The 21168-nt window shown below is 57.8% G+C and carries 17 protein-coding genes; 7 read left to right on the plus strand and 10 right to left on the minus strand.

Annotated elements, in window-relative coordinates; translation table 11 throughout:
• Positions 1-280 precede the first annotated feature (280 nt).
• From QP981_RS06860 to QP981_RS06870, 3 genes are all read left to right on the plus strand, one after another.
• Positions 281-1036 (plus strand): SDR family NAD(P)-dependent oxidoreductase, encoded by a 756-nt coding sequence (locus QP981_RS06860; RefSeq protein WP_160309998.1) that lies wholly within the window; start codon positions 281-283, stop codon positions 1034-1036.
• A gap of 90 nt (positions 1037-1126) precedes the next feature.
• On the plus strand, positions 1127-1570 hold the full coding sequence (locus QP981_RS06865) for a DUF2871 domain-containing protein (protein ID WP_069359716.1): 444 nt from the start codon (positions 1127-1129) through the stop codon (positions 1568-1570).
• Between the two features lie 263 nt (positions 1571-1833).
• Positions 1834-3012, plus strand: a complete 1179-nt coding sequence (locus QP981_RS06870) for an IS1249 family transposase (RefSeq protein ID WP_048732261.1) — start codon at positions 1834-1836, stop codon at positions 3010-3012.
• A 66-nt stretch (positions 3013-3078) separates the two neighbouring features.
• On the opposite strand, the gene QP981_RS06875 is transcribed toward QP981_RS06870, so the two are convergent.
• Genes QP981_RS06875 through QP981_RS06885 form a run of 3 tightly spaced genes read right to left on the minus strand, consistent with a single transcriptional unit; the run spans position 3079 to position 7568 of the window.
• Positions 3079-5703, minus strand: coding sequence for an ABC transporter permease (locus tag QP981_RS06875; RefSeq protein ID WP_284857695.1), 2625 nt, complete (start codon positions 5701-5703; stop codon positions 3079-3081).
• Positions 5704-5724: 21 nt separating this feature from the next.
• Entirely contained in the window at positions 5725-6519 is a 795-nt protein-coding gene (locus QP981_RS06880) for an ABC transporter ATP-binding protein (RefSeq protein WP_172954627.1), read from the minus strand.
• A gap of 17 nt (positions 6520-6536) precedes the next feature.
• Positions 6537-7568 carry a pseudouridine synthase gene (locus QP981_RS06885; protein ID WP_284857696.1) on the minus strand — a complete coding sequence of 344 codons (1032 nt, stop codon included), beginning with the start codon at positions 7566-7568 and terminating at the stop codon, positions 6537-6539.
• Positions 7569-7865: 297 nt separating this feature from the next.
• On the opposite strand from QP981_RS06885, the gene QP981_RS06890 reads away from it, so the two are divergent.
• The 3 genes from QP981_RS06890 (at position 7866) to QP981_RS06900 (ending at position 10402) form a co-directional block, all read left to right on the plus strand.
• Positions 7866-8765: a universal stress protein gene (locus QP981_RS06890; RefSeq protein ID WP_005510554.1), complete on the plus strand. Its 900-nt coding sequence runs from the start codon at positions 7866-7868 to the stop codon at positions 8763-8765.
• A gap of 345 nt (positions 8766-9110) precedes the next feature.
• A complete protein-coding gene (locus QP981_RS06895; RefSeq protein ID WP_048731285.1) occupies positions 9111-9404 on the plus strand; it encodes a GlsB/YeaQ/YmgE family stress response membrane protein in 294 nt (97 codons plus the stop codon).
• 377 nt (positions 9405-9781) lie between these two features.
• Complete coding sequence (locus QP981_RS06900) at positions 9782-10402, plus strand: TetR/AcrR family transcriptional regulator (RefSeq protein ID WP_048731284.1); 621 nt, start codon at positions 9782-9784, stop codon at positions 10400-10402.
• A gap of 53 nt (positions 10403-10455) precedes the next feature.
• On the opposite strand, the gene yidC is transcribed toward QP981_RS06900, so the two are convergent.
• The 4 genes from yidC to QP981_RS06920 form a co-directional block, all read right to left on the minus strand.
• A complete protein-coding gene (yidC, locus tag QP981_RS06905) occupies positions 10456-11814 on the minus strand; it encodes a membrane protein insertase YidC (RefSeq protein ID WP_284857697.1) in 1359 nt (452 codons plus the stop codon).
• A gap of 196 nt (positions 11815-12010) precedes the next feature.
• Positions 12011-12364 carry a histone-like nucleoid-structuring protein Lsr2 gene (locus QP981_RS06910; protein ID WP_069359719.1) on the minus strand — a complete coding sequence of 118 codons (354 nt, stop codon included), beginning with the start codon at positions 12362-12364 and terminating at the stop codon, positions 12011-12013.
• Positions 12365-12712: 348 nt separating this feature from the next.
• Entirely contained in the window at positions 12713-14470 is a 1758-nt protein-coding gene (locus tag QP981_RS06915) for an alkaline phosphatase D family protein (RefSeq protein WP_284857698.1), read from the minus strand.
• 160 nt (positions 14471-14630) lie between these two features.
• Entirely contained in the window at positions 14631-15410 is a 780-nt protein-coding gene (locus QP981_RS06920) for a DUF6474 family protein (RefSeq protein WP_070602295.1), read from the minus strand.
• A gap of 173 nt (positions 15411-15583) precedes the next feature.
• Here QP981_RS06920 and QP981_RS06925 point away from each other — a divergent pair, with 173 nt between their 5' ends.
• Positions 15584-17404: a ribonuclease H-like domain-containing protein gene (locus tag QP981_RS06925; protein ID WP_284857699.1), complete on the plus strand. Its 1821-nt coding sequence runs from the start codon at positions 15584-15586 to the stop codon at positions 17402-17404.
• Positions 17405-17408: 4 nt separating this feature from the next.
• Here the strand turns inward: QP981_RS06925 and QP981_RS06930 are convergent, their stop codons facing one another.
• The 3 genes from QP981_RS06930 to QP981_RS06940 all read right to left on the minus strand — a co-directional run bounded on the left by QP981_RS06930 (position 17409) and on the right by QP981_RS06940 (position 21134).
• Positions 17409-18254 (minus strand): crotonase/enoyl-CoA hydratase family protein, encoded by an 846-nt coding sequence (locus QP981_RS06930; RefSeq protein WP_070628394.1) that lies wholly within the window; start codon positions 18252-18254, stop codon positions 17409-17411.
• A 170-nt stretch (positions 18255-18424) separates the two neighbouring features.
• Positions 18425-19021 carry a superoxide dismutase gene (locus tag QP981_RS06935; protein ID WP_005510435.1) on the minus strand — a complete coding sequence of 199 codons (597 nt, stop codon included), beginning with the start codon at positions 19019-19021 and terminating at the stop codon, positions 18425-18427.
• A 136-nt stretch (positions 19022-19157) separates the two neighbouring features.
• On the minus strand, positions 19158-21134 hold the full coding sequence (locus QP981_RS06940; RefSeq protein ID WP_049193127.1) for an alpha/beta-hydrolase family protein: 1977 nt from the start codon (positions 21132-21134) through the stop codon (positions 19158-19160).
• Positions 21135-21168 lie beyond the last annotated feature (34 nt).

Raw genomic sequence — 21168 nt, forward strand, 5'->3', positions numbered from 1 at the left:
AGTCCACCAGCGCCGATGGTACTGCACTCGGGAGGGTGTGGGAGAGTAGGTCGCCGCCGGCATAAAAAGTTTATTGTTGTGGGTCGTGGTAGCCAGTTCCCGTGTGGGGTGGGCTGCTGCGGCCCACTTTTGTTTTCCCCACGAGTAAACAGAATTAACTAGCGTTTTAGTGCTGCATTTTGCTGTTCGTATGCTTATTCCTATGCGGCGCGCTACGTCGTCGCCGTTTTAATTGCTCCTCCCAGTCAGCTGTATCTTGGAATTCATGCGAGTGGGAATCGTGACTGGAGCATCTCGGGGCATAGGCGCCGTCTTCGCCGATAAACTCGGGCAGCTACGTCCGGACCTAGATGAAATTTGGTGTGTTTCTCGTAGCTACAACGATGATTCTTCCAGCGAGGACTCTGAGCGCTCTAGGAGCCAAGGTCCTCGTCTTCGCCATCTTCGTCTAGACCAGTCCGATGATGATTTTGGCGATAAAATCCGGAATTATGTCGAGCGCCATCACGCGACGATAGTTTACTTAATCCTCAATGCCGCGTATGCGAATTATGGCGATGTTAAAACCCAGGACTTTTCGCAGGCTGATCAAATGATACAGACGAATATTCGCGGTACGGTCGCAGCGGTTTACTCGCTAAACGATCTATTCGGAAAGAACGGCCACATCATTCTCATTTCATCGATCTCAGCTGTAGCACCAACTCCAGGATTAGCGGTATACACGGCATCGAAAGCGTTTATTCGGCATTGGGGTAACAGCCTTAGGGAGGAATTAAAACCTAATGGTGTAACTGTCACTATTTGCTACCCGGGAAAGGTTAAGACCACCGCTCTCCGGGACGTCGTTAAGCAGGCGAAGTCGGTGAAGTTGCGTCTTATGCCGGAGCAGAATCTCAATTATTTAGTGGTGCGCACGTTACGTGCAGCAGAGGTCGGTCGGGCGGAGGTAGCGCCCGGCCTATATGGCCTGGTGATGGCCCTATTCAAAACTGTGCCCGAACGTGTGTTGGCTCGATTCGCGCGGTTAGTTTGAGGCCGTCTAGATTCGCGGAATCAAACTTTCGTTTAACCCCCTGGGTTTAGTCTGTTTAGAAGCCAGTGTTATCTGAGTAGGCTACGAAGTATGCGTAAGTTATTCACAGCTGCTTCGGTCTATCTTGGTCTTGGTCTGTTTTCTGGCGTTTTCTATCGTGAATTTACCCGTGCGATGGATTTTGGGGATAAAACGCAGCTCAATACGCTGCACACGCATTTCCTTGTTCTTGGCATGATTTTCTTCTTGGTTGCGCTGGCATTGGATGGGCAATTCAATATTTCAGCTGTCAAGGGCTTTGATCGCTGGTTCATCGTTCAGAATGTCGGCATTGTTTGGACGATTGGCATGATGGTGGCTAACGGTATCGTGCACGTTGTTTCAGGCCCGGAGGCCTGGGGTGCGATGTACTCGGGAATTGCAGGGCTCGGCCACATAATCCTGACGGTCGGCTTTGTGTGGTTCTTTATGCTTCTCAATAAGGCGCTGAAGAATCGAGAACGCGAGGTTCGCAAGGCCAACGCGGCCGTATAAATTGCCAGCGGAAATGCGTGAGCCGGATAGCTGATTCAGCGTAGGCGATAAGGCGAAATAGAAACCCCGTGCAGAAACAATATCTGCACGGGGCGCTTTCAGGGTTAAACGACAGAAAGTGTGTCTGGATTCGGTGATTTGTAGTGGTTGACCTCTAGGTTTCAGAGAAATATATGCTCCGGGAGCATATATTTGGCTCCGGGACGGTAAATCCGCGGTGTGGCAGCAGTGATGTGCTACACGCGGCGTGGTGTGGTGTCGCAATGTCAAAGAACCAACCACGCTGCCACTGCGGCGATGAGATGAAACGCAACGGCACTACCAGCAAAGGAACTACGAGGTGGCGATGCAAACACTGCGGCGCGTCGAGTGTGAAGCGCCGCAGCGACATCACCAATTCCACGGTTTTTGCCGCCTTCATTGACCACCTGACCACTGGCGCCAGCCTCGATACCGTTGCCAGTCGTGTGGGATGCTCACCGCGCACACTGCAACGCCGCTTCGAACCCTTCTGGCTCGTTGACGTACCAGATCCCACCATCGGACATATCGGGCGGGTTTACGACCAGGTGTTTCTAGACGGCACATATACCGCCGGCGGCTGTTTGATCATTGCCGCAACTATCGACCATGTCATCGCCTGGCACTGGTGCAAACACGAAACCACGCGCGACTACCAACGACTTCTCGAGCGCATCGAAGCCCCACTTATCGCCGTTATCGATGGCGGCCAGGGAGCGTTTAGCGCGATCAAAAAGTGCTGGCCCACCACGAAAATCCAGCGTTGCCTCGTCCACGCCCAACGCGTTGTACGCCGCTACACCACCTCACGGCCCCGGACTGATGCCGGGCGCACCATCTACCGACTGGCGCTGAAACTGACCCGGATCACCACCCTGGACCAAGCAGCAGCATGGGGTGCACAACTGCACGAATTCTCCACGATCTACCGTTCCTGGATGGACGAGAAAACCACGGTCAAAGACCCTAAAACAGGTACATGGACCCGCACGTGGACACATCACAACGTGCGCAAGGCCTACAACAGCCTCAACCACCTCTGGCGCTCCGAACTGCTGTTTGTCTACCTCACCCCACCAGAAGGTGTGCTGGAGAAAAACCGGATTAAATCCACCACCAACAGCCTTGAAGGCGGCATCAACTCCCAGATCAAACTACTTGCCAGAACACACCGCGGCAGATCAGGCGAACGACAACGCCGCATGCTGGATTGGTGGCTCTACTTAAAAACCGAACTGCCCGACGATCCAGCACGAATCGCCAGGCAGTCCAACTGGGGCCAGGACCAACTCGCCAAAGTTTCCACCCTGACCCAACACGAGAACCAAGCCGACCACGAAACAGGACGACCAGCCCTCTACGACAACGCTATCGACACCGACTACACCCACTCAATCGGCATCCAGAAAGGCCAAATCTAACCCCCGCGCGACACGCCGAGCCAGACACACATTTTGTCGTTTAACCCCGCTTTCATATAACGGCGACTATTCGTCTGCGATAGCGGCCAGGGGCGGTGTCTTCGCGGCCTTCTGACCAGGGCCGAGAGCAGCAATAATGCCCACAAGCGCAGACCCAAGCAGCATGAGAACGATCTGCAGCCACGGTACCGCGATAGTATTCAGGCCCTCATCCTTCAGCACGGTCAGAAGTGACCAGCCGAGGAACAAGCCGAGGACAATACCTACAACCGCGCCGAAAATGGAGATTTCCACAGATTCCAGGCGAATCATCCGGCGAATCCCCGAGCGTTGCAGGCCGACGGCCCGAAGCATGCCAATCTCCTGGCGGCGCTCGACAACCGAGAGCGCGACAGTATTGATAATTCCCAGAATCGAAATGATGACCGCCAGGGCCAGCAGCGCGTAGACGATTCCCAGCATGACATCGATAGAGGCATTCGCCAGACCCGCAAACTCCTTAGCAGTCATCACCTGTACTACGAGGTAGTCCGCAACTGCGTCGCTAAGCTTTTGCTTCATTTCATCCATGGAGCCGCTGTCTGCCGCGATGGAATCAGAAATATCGACGTAGGTCTGGAAAGGCAACAGGTGGCTGCTTTTGACATATTTATGGGCGGCTTCGTCGGAGACCATAATCGACTGGCCTGGATCATTCGTGTCAGCAAAAATGCCGGTGACGGGGAGCCGTGTTATGCCGCCTTTGGAAACCACTGCGAGCTCAGTGCCAACGTTCCAACCATTCTTTTTCGCTGTTGATTCGCTGATGACAATTCCCGCATCCGGCTTGGCCAGATCGAGGGAGCCCTGTATGGCGCGAGTGCCGTACCATTTGCCGACGTTGGAGTTGAAAACTGACGCATTACTAGATTCCGGTCCGACTTCAGTTTGTTCGCCGTCGGAAGCTATCATCGTGCCGGCTTCTTCAGGCGGGATCACCAGCAGCGCGCCAATCGACAAGGTTGCGGTGTCGTCGACACCATCGATATCCTTCACCGCATCCTCGACCCCAAGCGGCAGGGCCGAATGTGCGGTCAGAGGTGGCGAGAGCACGAAGTCAGCCGTCAGATTGGTCTCTGACCACTCATTGACCGCCTCCTTCATGGACACACCGAACATGCCAATCACAGTCACCAGCGCAAGCCCGAGCGTCAGTGCAAACGATGTGGTTCCCGTTCTGCGCGGATTGCGGTGGGAGTTCGTCGCCGCAAGCTTGCCGACGGTTCCAAAAGGCGCACCTACGACGCGCCCCAGTCCTCCGATCAGAGGCATGGACAGCGCGGGGCCGACAAGCCAGACGGAGGCTACGGCCATCACTGCACCGACACCAACGAAGACGGCACGAATCTTGGTTTCTGCGTCGTTCCACTGCAATGCCCAGGCAATGATTGCGATCGCGGCGGACGCCAGCACAGTACCGGTCCACGTCCTAGCACTGAGGCTATTGCTGGTTGTTTGATCCCCAGAGCGCATGGCTTCTACAGGAGGGACCGCGCCAGCGCGGGCGGCCGGCGTCCAGGCGGCGATCATGGTGATGGCCACGCCGACAAGGAGAGGAACGATGACTGCCACCGGTTCGAATGTCAGGCCATCGCCGGGCATGGAGATACTCATGGCATCGAGAAGCATGAATAGCCCCTGGCTCAGCCCAAATCCCGTGATGACACCTAGTGCGGAACCGATGAGGCCAACAATGAATGCCTCCAAGAGGACGGACGCAGTGAGCTGTCGTCGTGAAGCACCGAGGGCGCGGAGGAGAGCGAACTCCTTCATGCGCTGAGTGACCAGCATGGTGAAAGTATTGGAGATGATGAAGATGCCCACAAGCAGCCCGATGAGCCCGAAAGCGATGAGGAAGTAGTTGACAAAGCTTAAGGCAGAGGAGACACGTTCGGAGGCCTCCTCGGCGAGCTTAGAGCCTGCCTCTACCTTGAGCTCGGGGAATGCTTCTGCGACATCACGGGTAAGCGTGGCAGCGTCAGTGGTGGAATCGGCGGCGAGGGTGAACATGTCCATATGGCTGTCTGCGCCGTAGAGCTCCCGCCACTGATTCTGGGTGAAAAAGACCGCGAGGTAGCCGGTTTCGTCGATGGAGGTATCAGCGATGCCGACAACCTTCACCGTCGCCCGCTCGAGACGGGTGGCCACCTTGATTTCAGTGCCGACGTGGAGGTTGCCGAGTTCGGCGGTGGTGGAGTTGACGACCACCTCACCTGGTGTTTCAGGCGCGTGCCCCTCGGTAACCGTGACCTTGTTGCCCACCGCTTCGGCCGCTGGATAGTAGGGAAGACCCATCGATGGCGAACCATTGGTTTGAATCGGCTTGCCGTCGGCTCCTGTGGCCGTAATGCTGTTGTTGGGATCGCCAATGTTGAGGGCTCGGACCCCGGGGAAGCTTTCGATTTCCTGCGCGGTTTCTTCGGTGAGAGCACCGGGATTGTCAGCTGGGGCCGTCACCACCACGTCGACACCGTCATAAGCGGTACTCATTGCGCCCTTAAAGGCCTTGTCCAGCGATGATGTGAACACAAATGCGCCGGTGATGAAGGCTGTGCCCAGCACGACCGAAATAATTGTGAGCACGAGGCGCAACTTGTGCGAGGTGATATTACGCCAGGCGACGCGGCTTAGCGTGGAAGACGATGATGCCATGGGGAGAGATGACCTGCCTTCCTAAAGATTCTCAATATCTGCCATGCGCGCCAAAATATCGGCGGGCGTGGGGTTGCGAAGCTCGTCAACCACACGGCCATCCGCGAGGAACACAACACGGTCTGCGTAGGACGCGGCGGTGGCATCATGCGTCACAATGACAACGGTCTGGCCGATGTCATCAACCGCATCGCGGAGAATCGTCAACACCTCACGGGATGAGTTCGAGTCCAAGTTTCCCGTCGGCTCATCGCCAAAGATGATCTCCGGCCGGCTGACAATGGCACGCGCACAGGCGACACGCTGCTGCTGGCCACCGGACAGTTCCGAGGGGCGGTGCGTAAGCCGTTCCTTAAGCCCGAGGCGCGTAGTGATTTCCTCGAACCACTGCTTATCCACCTTACGACCAGCGATATTGATAGGCAGGGTAATGTTCTCCGCCGCCGTCAACGTCGGCACCAGGTTGAAGGACTGGAACACAAAGCCCAGGCGGTCACGCCGCAGCGCCGTAATCTCCTTGTCCGACAGCTTCGACAGTTCCGTCGTGCCGATGTACGCGCTTCCCGACGTCGCGGAGTCCAAGCCGGCCATGCAGTGCATCAATGTCGACTTACCCGACCCGGACGGCCCCATAATCGCGGTGAACTCACCAGCGGCAAAAGAGATATCGACATGGTCCAGTGCAGTAACAGCGGCATTGCCGACACCGTACTTCTTGGTGAGCCCCTCAGCGTAGGCCGCCGCTGGTGGGGCGGAATGCTTCAAAGAAGACTCAGCGGATGATTTGGTGGGGCGTTTTGCATGCTTGGCAGACATGGGGGAGGGGCTCTCTTCTAATTAGATTTGATCAACGGCGAATTAATATCCGGCAGCGAAAGCGGATTGAAAACGCTGCGACGGGAATGGAACGTTCGTTGTTCCCCAGTCACGGGGTCAGCGAAACTCATTTCAACACAGACCAGGTGCAGGGGCTCCGAGGTATTCTCGGCCTCCAGCGGCAGAATCTCCGGGTAGTACTGGTCACCCAGGATGGGAAAGCCCAGTTCACTCAAGTGCAGCCGCAGCTGATGAGTGCGTCCGGTGATGGGCTTCAATTGCCACAGCGCAACGCGACCACTGTCGGCAGCGAGACCGTCGGCGTCCGAAGGCACGTCGACAAGCGAAATGCGCTCGATGATGGTGTGGGCGTTTGGCTCGCCCTCGAGAGTATAAGCCTGCATCTGGCCAGCAATTTTGTGCTGTCGTGTGCGCAATTCCAGTGGGGTCTCGGGCAGGGCTTCGCTGGCCGCGCCAGCGATGGGTGTAGGCGACGTCAGTGCGTGGTAGCGCTTAGTGACTTCCCCCGATGCGAAAAGCCCCTGGTAGGCGCCGCGAACCTCGCGCCGGGCGGTAAAGATGAGCAACCCCGACGTCAGCCTGTCGAGGCGATGCGCGGGAACCAACTCCGGATTACCCAGCTCCCGCCGCAGGCGAACCACAGCAGTTTCCGTAATGTGTCGGCCGCGCGGCATCGTTGCCAAAAACGACGGCTTGTCGACGACCACAAGGTTGTCATCTTGAAAGACAATCGGCATCGGCCCCGCGATTGTGCGCTCCGGTGCCGGGGTGCGGTAAAACCACATTTCCGCGCCGGGCTTCACCATGTCATCTGGACTGTAGGGCACTGAGTTGGCGCGAACGACGAGCCCATCTGCAAAACGCTTGGCCACAGCCGCGTCATCATCGTCTGGGTGGCGGTAGGTTTGACCTGCGATAGCGCCTGCGAGCAGATCCCACGCACGGGTGGGGGCATCGCCACGACGCCCGGGAGCGGCGATGCGGGAGGGGTTGAGCCCATCGCGAATGGGCAGTGGCATGCGACGCATACGGCTGACTTTAACAGGTGCCCCGGATTCACCCGGCGGGCAAGCGGAGCTGCTGGCGCAGGGCTGTGTTGGTACCGCCCCTAATGGCGTAGGTGGACAACATTCTGCCCTGTCGGTCGCAACATAATGGGGGTAGGGTGGAGGTGAAAGTAATAAAAGGGTTGGCTCGGAAGAGTTGACTAAATAGCAAAGCTTGTCCATTAAAATGGCGTCCAAGCAGGTGCGATAGGTGTAGCTGCGTTGCGGTCGGGCCGCGGAGAGCCAATTTTTATGGATCGCATAATAAGGAGGCAATCAATGCCAAGGCAGAACATCATTGTGTGCGCGGTCGATGGCTCGGAGGCATCCAAGACCGCCGTCAAGTGGGCCGCTAACACCGCAGTGAAGCGCGGTGAGCCGCTCCGTCTGGTCAGCAGCTACTCCATGCCGCAGTTCCTCTACGCAGAGGGCATGGTTCCGCCGCAGGAGCTTTACGACGATCTTGAGGCCGAGACCCTGGAGAAGATTAACGAGGCCAAGAAGATTGCCCTCGACTTCGCACCGTCGGTAGATGTCAGCCACCAGATTGAAGAGGGCAGCCCGATTGACATGCTGCTCGACCTGTCTGAGCAGGCAACCATGGTGGTTATGGGCTCTCGCGGCCTGGGCGGGCTCTCTGGCATGGTCATGGGTTCGGTTTCCGCCGCTGTTGTTTCCCACGCATCGTGCCCGGTTGTTGTTGTCCGCGAGGATAACCTGGTAACCGATGAGACCAAGTACGGCCCTGTCGTTGTCGGCGTCGATGGCTCCGACATTTCCGAGAAGGCAACCGAGTACGCATTCCGTGAGGCCGATGCTCGTGGTGCCGAACTGATTGCGGTTCACACCTGGATGGACATGCAGGTACAGGCTTCTTTGGCTGGCCTTTCTGCAGCTCAGAGCCAGTGGCAGGTTGTGGAAGAGGAGCAGAAGGCTCTGCTCGGCCACCGTCTGGAGAAGTACGCTAAGAAGTACCCGGAAGTGGCCATCAAGAAGGTTGTTACCCGCGACCGCCCGGTTCGTGCTCTGGCTGATGCCTCGGAAGGCTCGCAGCTGCTGGTCGTCGGCAGCCACGGCCGCGGAGGCTTCAAGGGCATGCTGCTCGGCTCCACCTCGCGTGCACTCCTGCAGGCGGCTGCTTGCCCGATGATGGTCGTCCGCCCGGAGACTGACGCCTAAAGCGCTCTTCGAGGAGACTGAGAAAAGACGCCGGTGCCGGTCGTCGAGGCGCTTTTAGCGCCGAGTGCAGAAACCGTTACCGAATATTTATAAGTAGAACCTAGCCGGTTTCCGACAGGCGTCGGGGGCCGGCTTTGGCTTATCCAAATGAGGGCTCTCGTCTGCATAAACCCCGTTTTCATGCAGAAAGTACAGATTTTATAAGAGTTTTCCTGTGGTTATCCGACTGTTATCTCGCTAGTTTCCCAGTGGCCGAAATGGCCTGATAGTGCTTGCAGTGTATGCAAGATTTTTCGGAAAGACTTATAGTTGAGTCAGAACGATTTCGGGAAAGGAATATCTATCATGAACGAGATTCTTCTTGCTGCCTCCTTTAGTCCTACTCTGGGCTTCGTTGGTTGGATTATCATCGGTGGTCTTGCCGGCTGGATCGGCTCTAAGATCATGAACACCGATGAACAGATGGGCGTCGTCCTGAATATCGTCGTTGGTATCGTCGGTGGTTTCTTGGGCGGTTGGCTGCTCACCCTGTTCGGTGTTGATGTCGCCGGTGGCGGAAAGTTCTTCAGCTTCCTCACCTGTCTGCTCGGCGCCGTGATCCTGTTGTGGATTGTCGGCATGATCCAGAAGCGCAAGTAAGCCAAGCAAAACAGCGCGACTATGCACGAAGCGTCGTAACGCTGCTATCTACTGGATAGTGAGCTAGAGCGCGGGGCATCTCATCAACACTGAGATGCCCTTTTTTTGTTGTGCGGTTGTCGTGACGTTGGCGTTCTGCGATTGTCGCGACATCTGTTGGGGGCGGCAATCATCGCACGCTAAAGTAGGACTAGAGGCTGAAAGACTGACTAGTTTGTTCTTTTACAAAATCACAGTCGCAGATACGCCTACAATGGAATATCACAGACTATGAACGCCCTGTTCAGTGCTCTGAAAGCAATGGCGCTAATGCCGGTGTTTGCGAGTAAGCAGCTGTTAGAACGGGGTGTGACTTTGGAAGGACGAGAGGTACTGCCGTGGCAGAAGCGACAACGGGCAAGGGCGCAAAAGGCGGCCGCGCTTCCTCTCGCCGTCGTAACCGCCCCAGTCCGCGGGAGCGCCTCCTGGCATCAGCGACAACTCTGTTTACAACGGAGGGTATCCGCGTTGTCGGCATTGACCGCATCCTGCGGGAAGCTGATGTGGCCAAAGCCAGCCTGTATTCGTTGTTTGGATCCAAGGACAAGCTAGTCATTGCATATCTGCAAGACCTCGACGCCAAATGGCGGGAGGCTTGGGAGCAGCGAGTGGCCTCTTTGGATACCCCGGCGGAGAAGATTCTCGCTTTCTTTGATCAGTGTATTGCGGAGCAGCCGGCAATCGACTTCCGTGGTTCACACTTCCAGAATGCGGCTAGTGAATATCCGCGGCCGGAAACGGAGTCGGAGCAGGACATCCGTCAGGCCGCAGCCGATCACCGTTCCTGGGTTTGGCAACAGCTACACACGCTGCTGACTGAAAATGAATCTAGTATGCCGTCTGCTCACGCAAATATGCTGTTGCTCTACCTCGACGGCGGCCTCGCGGGTGCCAAGATGTCCAAGGACCTGAACCCGCTGCAGATGGCGCGCGACCTGGCCCGTGACCTGGTCACGTAAATACTTAATTCTCGTTTTTAAACGCGCCCTAGTTCTCGCCTTTAACTCACGGGCTAATCTCGGAAGCGTTTCCAGTCCGACTCCTTTGAGCCGGTGGCCTTCTTAACCATATTCTTCGTATTCTGGCCGAGCAGCATTCCCAGGTTCTTTGCAATCAGAATTGGCTTCGGCCGCTTCTGCGCCTTTTGCGCTTTCTCGGCTTGTCGTTTCATGTCGTCCCGCACTTTAGCCAGGCCGGGAAGCGGCGGAACTATACCCGAGGAAATCTTCATATCCTGCGTCAGGGACGGCAAATTGTCCTGAGCACCAGGCCGCATCTGGGTCACCATGTAGCGAACCTTCGCAATTTTCAAAGCCTGGGCATATTCTTCTTCCTGCTTTGCTTTACGACGGTCCCGCGATTCCTTCTCAATAGCGGCATATTCGCTCTTATGCTGCTTTATCTTCCACGGAGCGAATGCGGATTTGATATAAAAGTGACGCTTGGCCTGCTTTAACTTCTTCTTTTCCTCCCGCTCCGATTCGTATTCACCCTTTTGGTGGTTTTGAAGAGTTCGGAAATCGTCCGTGAGCGGGTAGGTCTTTTCCACATAGCGGGTGAGAATAATATTTTGGGTCAGTGTCCAGAAGTTATTGGTGACCCAGTAGACAATTAGAGCCACAGGTGTTGGGCCAAAGAAACCCGCGAAGAGGATCATCAGCGGTGCGTAGATAAGCATTACGCGCATGAATTTGCTGAGGAATACACTGACGCTATTGGAATAGTCGAGAGTGCGCTGCAACCGGCGGTAGGAAATGACCAAGTTAAAACCGGTGAAAAAGGCCGCTGCCACGATGCCGATAATGCAGAAAGTTAACAGCGAATCATGATTGCCCCCGAGGATTTGCAGTTGCGCCGGGTCCATGCGCAGATATGCGGGTAGAGGCTGTCCCAAGAATGTCGCGCTCAGAAAGTCGGAGATCTCATCCTTAGAGATGAATCCGACATTATGAGACGCAGGCAGCCCAGGCCCCTCAGACGCCCGCAGCATGTGCCTCAGCATGCGAACAAGGCCCATAATCACGGGAATCTGGACGAAGAGGGGCGCCAGCATTACGGAGGTCTTAATTCCCTCTGCTTTGCGCATTTCCTTGCTGGCAAAGTTTACGTATTGTGGCGAGTTCGGCTCGATGCTCCTGCGGTAGCGCTCCTTGAGCATAAAAAGCTGCGGCCGTAGGTTGGCTGTCTTGCGCGCCGAGATAAATTGCTGGAACGCGAGAAACGCTAAAGCGCCACGCACCGTAAACACCAGCAGGAAGAGAGAAAGCGTCCAGGACAGAGAAGACGGCAGGTGAAATACTGAGGCCAGTAAAAGGTGCCACGCCTTAAGGACAAACGAGACCAGCCAAACAAATGGTTCCAAAATGACCACGGGCCGACTCCTCCATGTCAAGGATAAGAAAAGTAAGACAACCGGATGAGGCCGGTGTGCCAATTCCAGCCGCTATCCTAGCGACTCGAATTACCTGCCCCAACTTTAAAACAGGGCCCCGCTGTGGCGGGACCCTGTTTTAAAGATAGTAAAGCTGGGTGAAACCCAGTGGAAGGCAAATGGACCTGGGTGAGAACTAGTTAGCGCTCTCGTACTTTTCAATAATGTGCTTTGGCAGCGCACCACGGTCTGCAACATCCATGCCATTCTCTCGTGCCCACTGGCGAATCTTGCGATTGCGATCACGGGCCTCAGCGGCATTGGGATTAGCGGAAGAGCGCTTACGCGGAGCTACAACCGTGCTGTGATCAATGGAAGCTTTCGCAATATACGGTTCTAATACCTGCTCGAACTTCTCTGCATTTTCCTGAGAGAGGTCGAGAATGTAGTTCTTACCGCGGAAAGAGAAACGAACGACTTGGTGGTCTGCGGAATCAAGTGGAGTCCCATCGAGGTCGTCGATGTACTGAATTAGTTCGCGGCGTGCCATAGAATCCCTGCCTAAGCTTGGTGCTGAACTTGTAATAATGAAGAAGGCTTACGGTGAAACTTCAATACGGTGAAATTTCAAATTAATATCAAGCCCTATTTTCTTTCCCCCACAGTATAAGTGCAAAGAAATTTAATGTCTATTGACGATAATTGAGCTCGATTGTGCAACTTATATTGAATACATGGTTTGTTAATAATTCGATTAACTGTGCACAAGAACTTGGGGTAATAAAAAGACGGCCCTGCATGTTGTGCAGGGCCGTCGTGAACAGCAACTACGCCACTGAGGGCGCAATGCGGGGTGCGCTCTCGGTAGTCGTCGTAAAGCGAAAGGACGAGAAGGCGCTTAAGCCTGGGTCATGCCCTGACCCGGCTTGCCGCGGTAGGTAGCGGCGACGAAAAGCGGCTGGTTCGGTTCTTCCTTGACCTCGACAAGGCGGTACTCAGAGGTAACGTCCTCGCGGCCGAAGTAGACGGCAGTGTAGCCGTGGCGGTCGAACTCGAGGTAGTTGACGTACGGGTTCGCAGCCTTGAGTCCAGCGGTAGCAGCCAAGGAAATCGGGTTGTCCTGAGGCAGCTTCACAATGTCATCGATATTCGGGGCGCTGACGGAAGTACAGACAATCTCAATAGCGGCAATGCCGGCACTCGGGTACTCGCCCGGGACCTTCGGTACGTTGCAGTTCCAGGAGGAGTGAATATCGCCGGTGAGGAAGACAACGTTGTCGTAGCCTTCCTTATCCATGATGTTGATCAGCTTACGACGCTCAGCAGCGTAGCCATCCCACTGATCCAAGTTGTACGGCAGGCCGTCCTGAGGCAAGCTCAGCAGCTCGGTGACAGCGCGGGTGGCCTCCGGATCCAGCGGCGGAACCAGCACCGGAGTGAACATGACGGAGTTGCCCACGACACGCCACTTTGCGCTCGAGGAACGCCACTGGCCGAGCAGGTAATTGAACTGCTCAGAGCCGAGCATGGAGCGGTTCTCATCATCGGTCTCGCCAGCGCGGATGAACTTCAGCTGCTGGTCACGGTAGGTGCGCAGGTCCAGCATGGTCAGGTCGGCGAGATCGCCGAAACGGAAGCTGCGGTAGAGCTTTCCGCCCTGGGAGAACGGGACCGCGCGAACCGGCAGCCACTCCAGGTAAGCCTGGATAGCGGCGTCGCGGCGGGCAATGTAGTCGCCTTCGGTCTCCGGGTCGTGGTTCTCAGCGCCACTGTGCCAATCATCGTTGGCGACCTCGTGGTCGTCCCAGGTCACAATCCACGGCTTTGCGCGGTGAGCTTCCTGCAGGTCCGCATCGGTACGGTAGGTGGCGTAGCGCAGGCGGTAGTCAGCGAGAGAAATGATCTCGTGAGCCGGCTTGTGGTCACGAACCGGGCCCTTGCCGGAGTAGCCACCGGCCTCGTACTCGTAGATGTAGTCACCGACACACATGATGATGTCGATGCGGTCATTTTCCGCCATATCGCGGTAAGCGGAGAAGAAGCCACTTTCCCAGTTAGCGCAGGAAGTCAGCGCGATGCCCAGGTGATCTGGCGAGGAGTTCACCGGCGGCGCAGTGCGAGTCTGGCCAATCGGGGAAACCTGGCCCGCGTGATCACCAGCGGTGACGGTAAAGCGGTAGAAGTAGTAGGAATCAGCGGAGAGACCCTTGACATCGATCTTGACAGTGTTGTCAGCATCCGGGTCGGTGTTCAGGGCGCCAGAGGCAACGATGTTGCCGAAGCCCTCATCAGAAGCGACTTCCCACTTCAGTGCAACAGGACGGCCCTGGTTTGCACCTGCGGTATCGCCTGGGTGTGAGGTCACACGAGTCCAGATAAGAACCGAGTCCGGCAGTGGGTCGCCAGAGGCCACACCGTGTTGGAATACCTGAAAACCACCGGAACCGCCAGCATTAGCTGGGGACTGTGACTCAGGATTTGCCCCCGCACTGGTAGCGGGTGCCAGGCCGATGGCTCCGGCAGCAGCACCGGTAGCGCCGGCACGCAGTACGGCACGACGAGAAGGGGTGAATGGCTTTTGGGCTGTTGCGTCGCTGTACGAGACCGCACCGTTCAGATTCGAGGCTGCAGTCTGAGATTTATCTGAAGATGGCATAGCCCTCATTACAGTAGTTCTCAGTCCGTAGCGCCATTGGTGGGAAAAAATAGCCCGATACGGGGGTAATAAGAGCAAAAGCGCGACTGTTGCTGTTCAACAACAGTCGCGCTCAATTCGATGAATCTCGGCGAGTGGCCTCAACCTGAAGCGGCCGGGTTTACGCGCCCAGCTCCGAAATAATCTGGCGGTCCAGCGAATCCAGCTCCGCGGTAATGGAGTGGTGCGCGCGACGACGCTGCTCCGGGGTCATCTTCTCGGCAGTATTAATAGCATCAGTCATGACATCCAGACGCGAGTTGGCGTCCTTGATAAAACCATCGATGCCCTTGGCGCCCGACTTACGCAGCTCCGTCAGCGAACCGCGAGTAGCCTCAATGCGGGCCAGCAGCGGTGCACCGTGCCCCTGGTAACGAGCGGCATCATTAGCGGAAACACCGAACTTCTGCGCGGCCGACGAGTGTTCACGGCGCTGAATGGCAGTGATAGCGCGGTAGGCCAGCGGAACCAGCACCGGTACCAGCAGGCGCGCGCCACCGATCCACGACTTTGCCTTGTCCTTGTTGAAGCCCTGGCTGCGCTGCTGTGCCAGGATCTTCTCGGCCATCTTGGTCTGGTGACGCTGCTTGGCAGCCAGCGCCTTCTTCTCGTCCTTGGCACTTGCCTTGCGGATCTTCTCCGCGCGCTTCAGAGCACGGTTTTCCAGCTTGAGTTCCTTCTTACCGAGCTTTTCCTCAGAACGAACGCGGCCAGCGGCCTCCTTCAGCTCCAGCTTGTGCTGGTGCTTCTGGTCGCGCTTAGCGGCCTTGACCTCAGCCTTGTGTGCCTTGCGATTAAGTCGAGCTGCGTGGCGAGCCTCTTCCTTAGCCTTCGCCTTGGCAGCCTTCACCTGCTTGGCGGTTTCGCGCCGACGCTCACGGATGTCACCCAAGAAGCTCATTTTTTCCTTCGCCTAGTTGCTCGCAGATAGTCCCTCCGGAAAAGTGGGGCGGAAAACCCTTAAACCCCACCGCGCCGGAGTGCGCTTGCCAGATGCAGTGGCTGCATCACGATTCTTGCTATCCAAGCTTAACGTGAAACTTCCTACCGAGTGGCGATACGCTAATTCTCATTGTGACTGATTCATCCGTTTCGCGCCCGCTTCTCCACGCGAGCGACCTCATCGGCTGCCGCTACCGGCTGAGCCTCGACCTGCGCGAGGGGCGGCTAGTCGAACCTGCTTCTCACCAAGAGCACCGCTTGCCGACGTCCATCGCGTCCATCCCCGACCTGTACACAGTGGCCTCGGGGCCGGACGCTCACCTGGATACCCTTGAGGCCATCGCCCGCGGAGAGAACATCATCGCCGGTGGCGTGCTCATGCATGAGCGCCCGATTCCCGGTGGGGTGTACTCGGGAATCGACGAGATTTGCCACCCTGATCTGTTGGTCAAGGTCGATGATTCACCGCAGACGACCTCACCGACGTACATGCCGGTCCTGGTTGTCACACGGCATCTGCTCTCTGCGCGCAAACAGGGCCGGCGGCGTAAGCCGTCGTCAAGCAATGCGGCGCGTGCGGCGGCGATGCAGGTACGACTGCTGGGCGTTGACCGGCTCGGGCGTGATGGTGTGATGGGGCGGACCCTGCGTCAGGCGATGGTTGTCACGGATGAGTGGAAGCTACGGCATTACGGACCTGATGCTGTGAAGCTGGGGCAGGCGGCGGCGATGCTGCACCGGCTGGGCGTGTCCTGTGGCCTGGTGGGGGCGATTAGTGCCACCGGAATGAATCTGGATACACGGCATATCGTCATTGCTGATGAGGGTTCGCGCGTGGCCTCGTACCGGATGGCGTTGCGCGACGCGCGTGATGCCGTCGCTGCCACTCAGGGGCGACCGTCACGATTTACGCCGGGCACCTGGCCGCTGGCGCCGCGGCGCATCCGGGAGTGCCGAACCTGCCATCACCACGACCGTTGCTTCGATGAACTGACCGCAAGTGACGACATTTCCCTCCTTCTACCTGGGGATAAGTCCATGCGGTTGCGCAGCGTGGGCATCGACACGGTCACGGCATTGGCGCAGGCGAGTACCAACACTCCGCATGTCAGCAAGGAGCAGGTGTGGATGGCGAGGGCGCGGCTTGCCGACGTCGACGCGCTCCGGGTAGCCGCCAAGACATCGGCCCCGCGTGGCGATGTCGAGATGGACATCGATATGGAGGCGTATCCCAACGATGGCGCCTACCTGTGGGGAACCTGGGTGCCCGGGGAGGACTACCGTGGCTTCATCACCTGGGAGCCACCGGGGCCAGAGGGGCTCGGCGGCACGGCGGAGGCCAGGAATTTTGCGATTTTCTGGGATTACCTGATGCGGCGTCGAAATGCGGCGCATGAACAAGGCAAGACCTTCCGCGCCTATTGCTGGGCGGCAGAGGGCGAGAACTATTGGCTACGTCAGAGCGCTACCCGGTTCGGCGGCCAGGAATATGTGGTGCCCGCAGATTCGGCGGATTTGGCCACAGGTGATGTGGCTGGTTCCGGTTTCGAGGCAGCTGGCCCGACAAAGATTGTGCGGGTGCCGACCCGCGAAGAAGTGGACAAGTTCATTGCCTCGGAGGACTGGGTGGACATGCTGAAGGTCGCCCGTCGCCAGATCCTCTCCACCGTCGGCATGGGGCTGAAAGTCGTGGCCCCGTGGTCGGGCTTCCACTGGCGCGACGCCGATGTTGACGGCGAGGCATCGCTGGATCTGTATCGCATTGCGACGGCCACTGACCTCGACTTTGTCGCGGAACAGTCCTTTGAAAAGCTCACGCAAGCCGAGGCGCGCGCTATGCTGCTGCGCTACAACGGCGATGACTGCCGATCGGTAGCCCACGTCCGCGACTGGCTGGATTCACAGCGCGCGGCCGCGGACCTGCCGCATGGGGATGACCTGCCGGTTCCTTAGCGCGCTAACCACGCGTCCACGTGCCGCGCCGGGCGAACTTAGGTGAGACCTTCTTCATCGCAGCATTGCGAATGATGGCCGTGTTCTTGCGGGCTAACAGCAGCAACTGCTGTGTGCGCTCGGCACGGAATGTTGAGCGAGGCGATCGGTGCACATCGCGGAAAAGCCGCTTGGTCGCCGCCAGCTGATCCGGCGAACGCGTCGCCAGCTGTGCCAATTTCTCCTTGGCCAGCTCAAGCGCAGCGTCCTCCGTGTCCACGGCCCACGTCGCCAGACCAATCTCAGTTGCTTCCTTGCCGTTGAGTTCTTCGCCAGACATAGTCAGCCAACGTGCAGTATCGGCGCTGACCTCGTCGAGAATGGTTCGCATACCGGACATATCCGGAATCAGCCCCCACTTCGCTTCGAGGATTGACCACTTGGCATCGCTCGTCGTAATGCGGAAATCAGCACCTAGCGCAATCTGTAGACCACCGCCGTAACAGTGCCCATGCACCGCCGCAATGACCGGCACCGGCAGGCGTCGCCAGTCCCAGCAGGCGCGCTGGAACAGGTTCGTGCCGTGGATATCGGGGACGAATGAGCGCAGAATGCGCGAGGGCTTCTTAAATGCCGACGCGAAATCGAGCCCAGCGCAAAACGATTTGCCCTCGCCACGTAGGATCACGCCGCGCAGATCACGGTCAGTTGCCAGTTTCCGGGCGACGGCGGACAGCTCGGTCAGCATCTCAAGTGTTAGACCGTTGAGTTTGTCTCCGCGGTCCAAACTGACGACAGCGATTTTCGCCGCCTCTGAATCAGCTACGGCGAGGTGTTCATAGGTGACGTTGACATTGTTGCTGGTGCTCATGGGCACTAACGCTAAACGACGGCTACGTGTGCCGCCCGGGAAATACCAAAAGTGGTCTCAAACAAGACATAAAAAACCGACCCGCTGAGGGTAAGCCCCGTCAGCGAGCCGGTAAGCCATCTTTAGCGCGCGGCAGGGACGCGTAAAAAGTCGCGCGCTGTTAGCCGAGATTACTTGGCAGCTGCGAACAGCTCTGCAGCGTAATCCCAGTTGAAGACGTTCCAGACAGCCTTGACGTAGTCAGCCTTGACGTTCTTGTACTGCAGGTAGAAAGCGTGCTCCCACATATCCAGCAGCAGAACCGGCTTCAGGTTGATGGACAGGTTGCCCTGCTGATCAGTCATCTGCTCAATAACCAGGCGCTCTGCAATGGTGTCGTAACCCAGAACAGCCCAGCCGGAGCCCTGCAGACCCAGAGCAGCAGCGTTGAAGTGAGCCTGGAACTTCTCGAAAGAACCGAAGTCGCGCTCGATAGCCTCAGCCAGCTCGCCGGTCGGCTGGCCGCCACCGTTCGGGGACAGCAGCTTCCAGAACAGGGAGTGGTTGGTGTGGCCACCCAGGTTAAAGGCCAGGTCCTTGGACAGGCCGGTAACAGCTGCGAAGTCGCCGGACTCGCGAGCAGCGGCGAGCTTCTCCAGTGCAGCGTTGGCACCGTTGACGTAATTAGCGTGGTGCTTGCTGTGGTGCAGCTCCATAATCTCGCCGGAGATGTGCGGCTCCAGAGCGTCGTAAGCGTAATCCAGCTCAGGAAGTTCGTACTTAGTCATTAGGAAAATTCCTCCTCAACACGTTTTTAGGTTGTGCCGTCGATGGTACTCAAGATGAGTGGATGCGCAACCATTTAAGCAATACAATTAATGCGAAATTCATAAAAAATGCTGTTCAGGGATATCTGTCACAAGTTTATGAACGCGGCGGCTGAGTGCGGCGAATCCACTTACTCACGCGCTTGAAGCGCATTCCGGCTGCGCCACCCAGGTCGTCGTCAAGCGGAATGTCGAGGATGGAAGCCCACGTTGGCAACATTTCTTCCTCGTACCGGTGGCCGTGACCACCGGGGACGGTGACGGAGGCGAGGCCGTCGATAAGCACCTGCCAGAAGGTGACGAACGGATGCCAGCGCATGGAGGGGAGAACATCGCGGCCGACGCGCTCTGCAAGCCAGTCGGGGCGGCGCCAGGCCAGTGGGTAATCCCACCAAACGATGGGGTCAGAGGCATGCTGCAGGAATGCGACGCGCGGGAATTCCCACGGCCCGAACTTGGTGCCATAGAAGGAGTGGTACAGCTCGTCGGGGCGCGTAGCGAAGCGGATGTTTCGCCCCTCGTCGATGACTGGAGCGATTTCCGGAGACCCCTTTGTCCGACGGTGCGTCAGCTCTTTCCACATCGCGGAGAACTGTGGTGCGCCCGTCCAGACAGCACCGTCGACGCGTGCGAGCATGTCAGCGGAATTCTCGAATGCGCCGAGACCGCCAAACCCGCCGAGGGATTCACCGGCGACGTAGACCTTTGGCCGGTCGTTCTCCGGCATCTTGTCGACTTCCTGCAACACCCGATGGATAAGGGTGTGGCCAGCCGCGATTGGGGTTTCGTGGTCCGTTAGCCATGCCACTGGGGAGGGGAGGTCAGAGTACTGCAGAGCGACAGTGGCGCAGTTGCCAAGGGTCAAGAACTCTGCAGCCTGCGCCGACCACGGTGGCACCCAACCGGTGCCGGTGGTGGTGAAGACAACCAGATGATCGCGCCGAAACGCGCCGGTGCGGTGCATCTCGCGGATGATGAGCTCCGCCTGTTCCCGCAGAGAACGACCTGGCACCTTGCCCGCATAAATGCGGATGGGTTCCTGCAGTTCGGAGAGCGGCTTGCCAGTGACCACCGCCAAATCTCGGGCACGGGGGCCTTCGGCGACGAAGACGCGCCCCTCGGCGCCGAGTGCGTACCACGGCTCCAAAGACCATGGACTCCCGGAACGTTCCGGCTCCCAGGGCTGCATGCGGCCTGGAACTACCAGGGTATTCAGGTATCGGGACTTCTTGGCGATGGACTCCAAAGTCCGACGGATAAGCAGTCGATCAATGCTGGCGGCCACGGCACCACCGACGATGGCACCGCTGAGAACCGGGGCGAGACCGCGCGGCAGCCAGGGGCGGAGGTTGTCCCGCAGTAAGTCATAGCCGCGATTGGCCAGCGCGGAGAGCCCCCGAGTGGTCAGGTAGAGACCACTGGCAATCATTGTGGAGGCGAACTGGCTGCGTGCGGATTCCTGCTCATCCTTGCCCACCAGGCGGCCAATTTCGCGCTGCTGGGAAATGGAGCGCAGCCACAGCGCCGCGGTGGTGGCCGTGGTGGCAACATGCCAGGTCACGGCCAGTGCGCGCTCGTGTCGAGGTGCCGGCGCAAAGCGGCTGAGCGGAGTGCTGGCCAGACGCCGCATCGTCGTGTTGTAGCCATAGCCGATAGCCACCCCGGTGACATGGCCCGCCAGCTGTGCCAGGAAGGTCACAGTAACGGTGGCGATCCGAGTACGCGGCATCAGCGAGGGGCTAAAGGCAGCCCATGACGCAATTTCTGCACCAATTAGACCGGGGTTGGAGGGAATGCCCGCTCGCAGTGCGCTGCGGATAGTGCCAGGGCCGGTACCTAGGAGACGTTCGCGAAAGACTTTGGTCGCCATCAGACTGCCGGTGCCGACTGCGCCCAGCGCTTTGGCCATGCCAGCTGTGCCAGCGACTCCTGTAATTCCCGTTCGCGCTGCTCGTGCAGCTCGCACTGTCCTGGTGGTTTCGATTGGCTGAGCTACAGGTGTGTTGCCCGTAGACGCAATCGAGGGCGCAATCGAAGTAAATGCGCGACGCAGGAATCCCATAACTCCCATCATGGCAAAATTTTTTCCACGGGGTTTATTCATCTCG

This window comes from Corynebacterium sp. MSK047 (assembly GCF_030232285.1).
Classification (GTDB): Bacteria; Actinomycetota; Actinomycetes; order Mycobacteriales; family Mycobacteriaceae; genus Corynebacterium; species Corynebacterium jeikeium_D.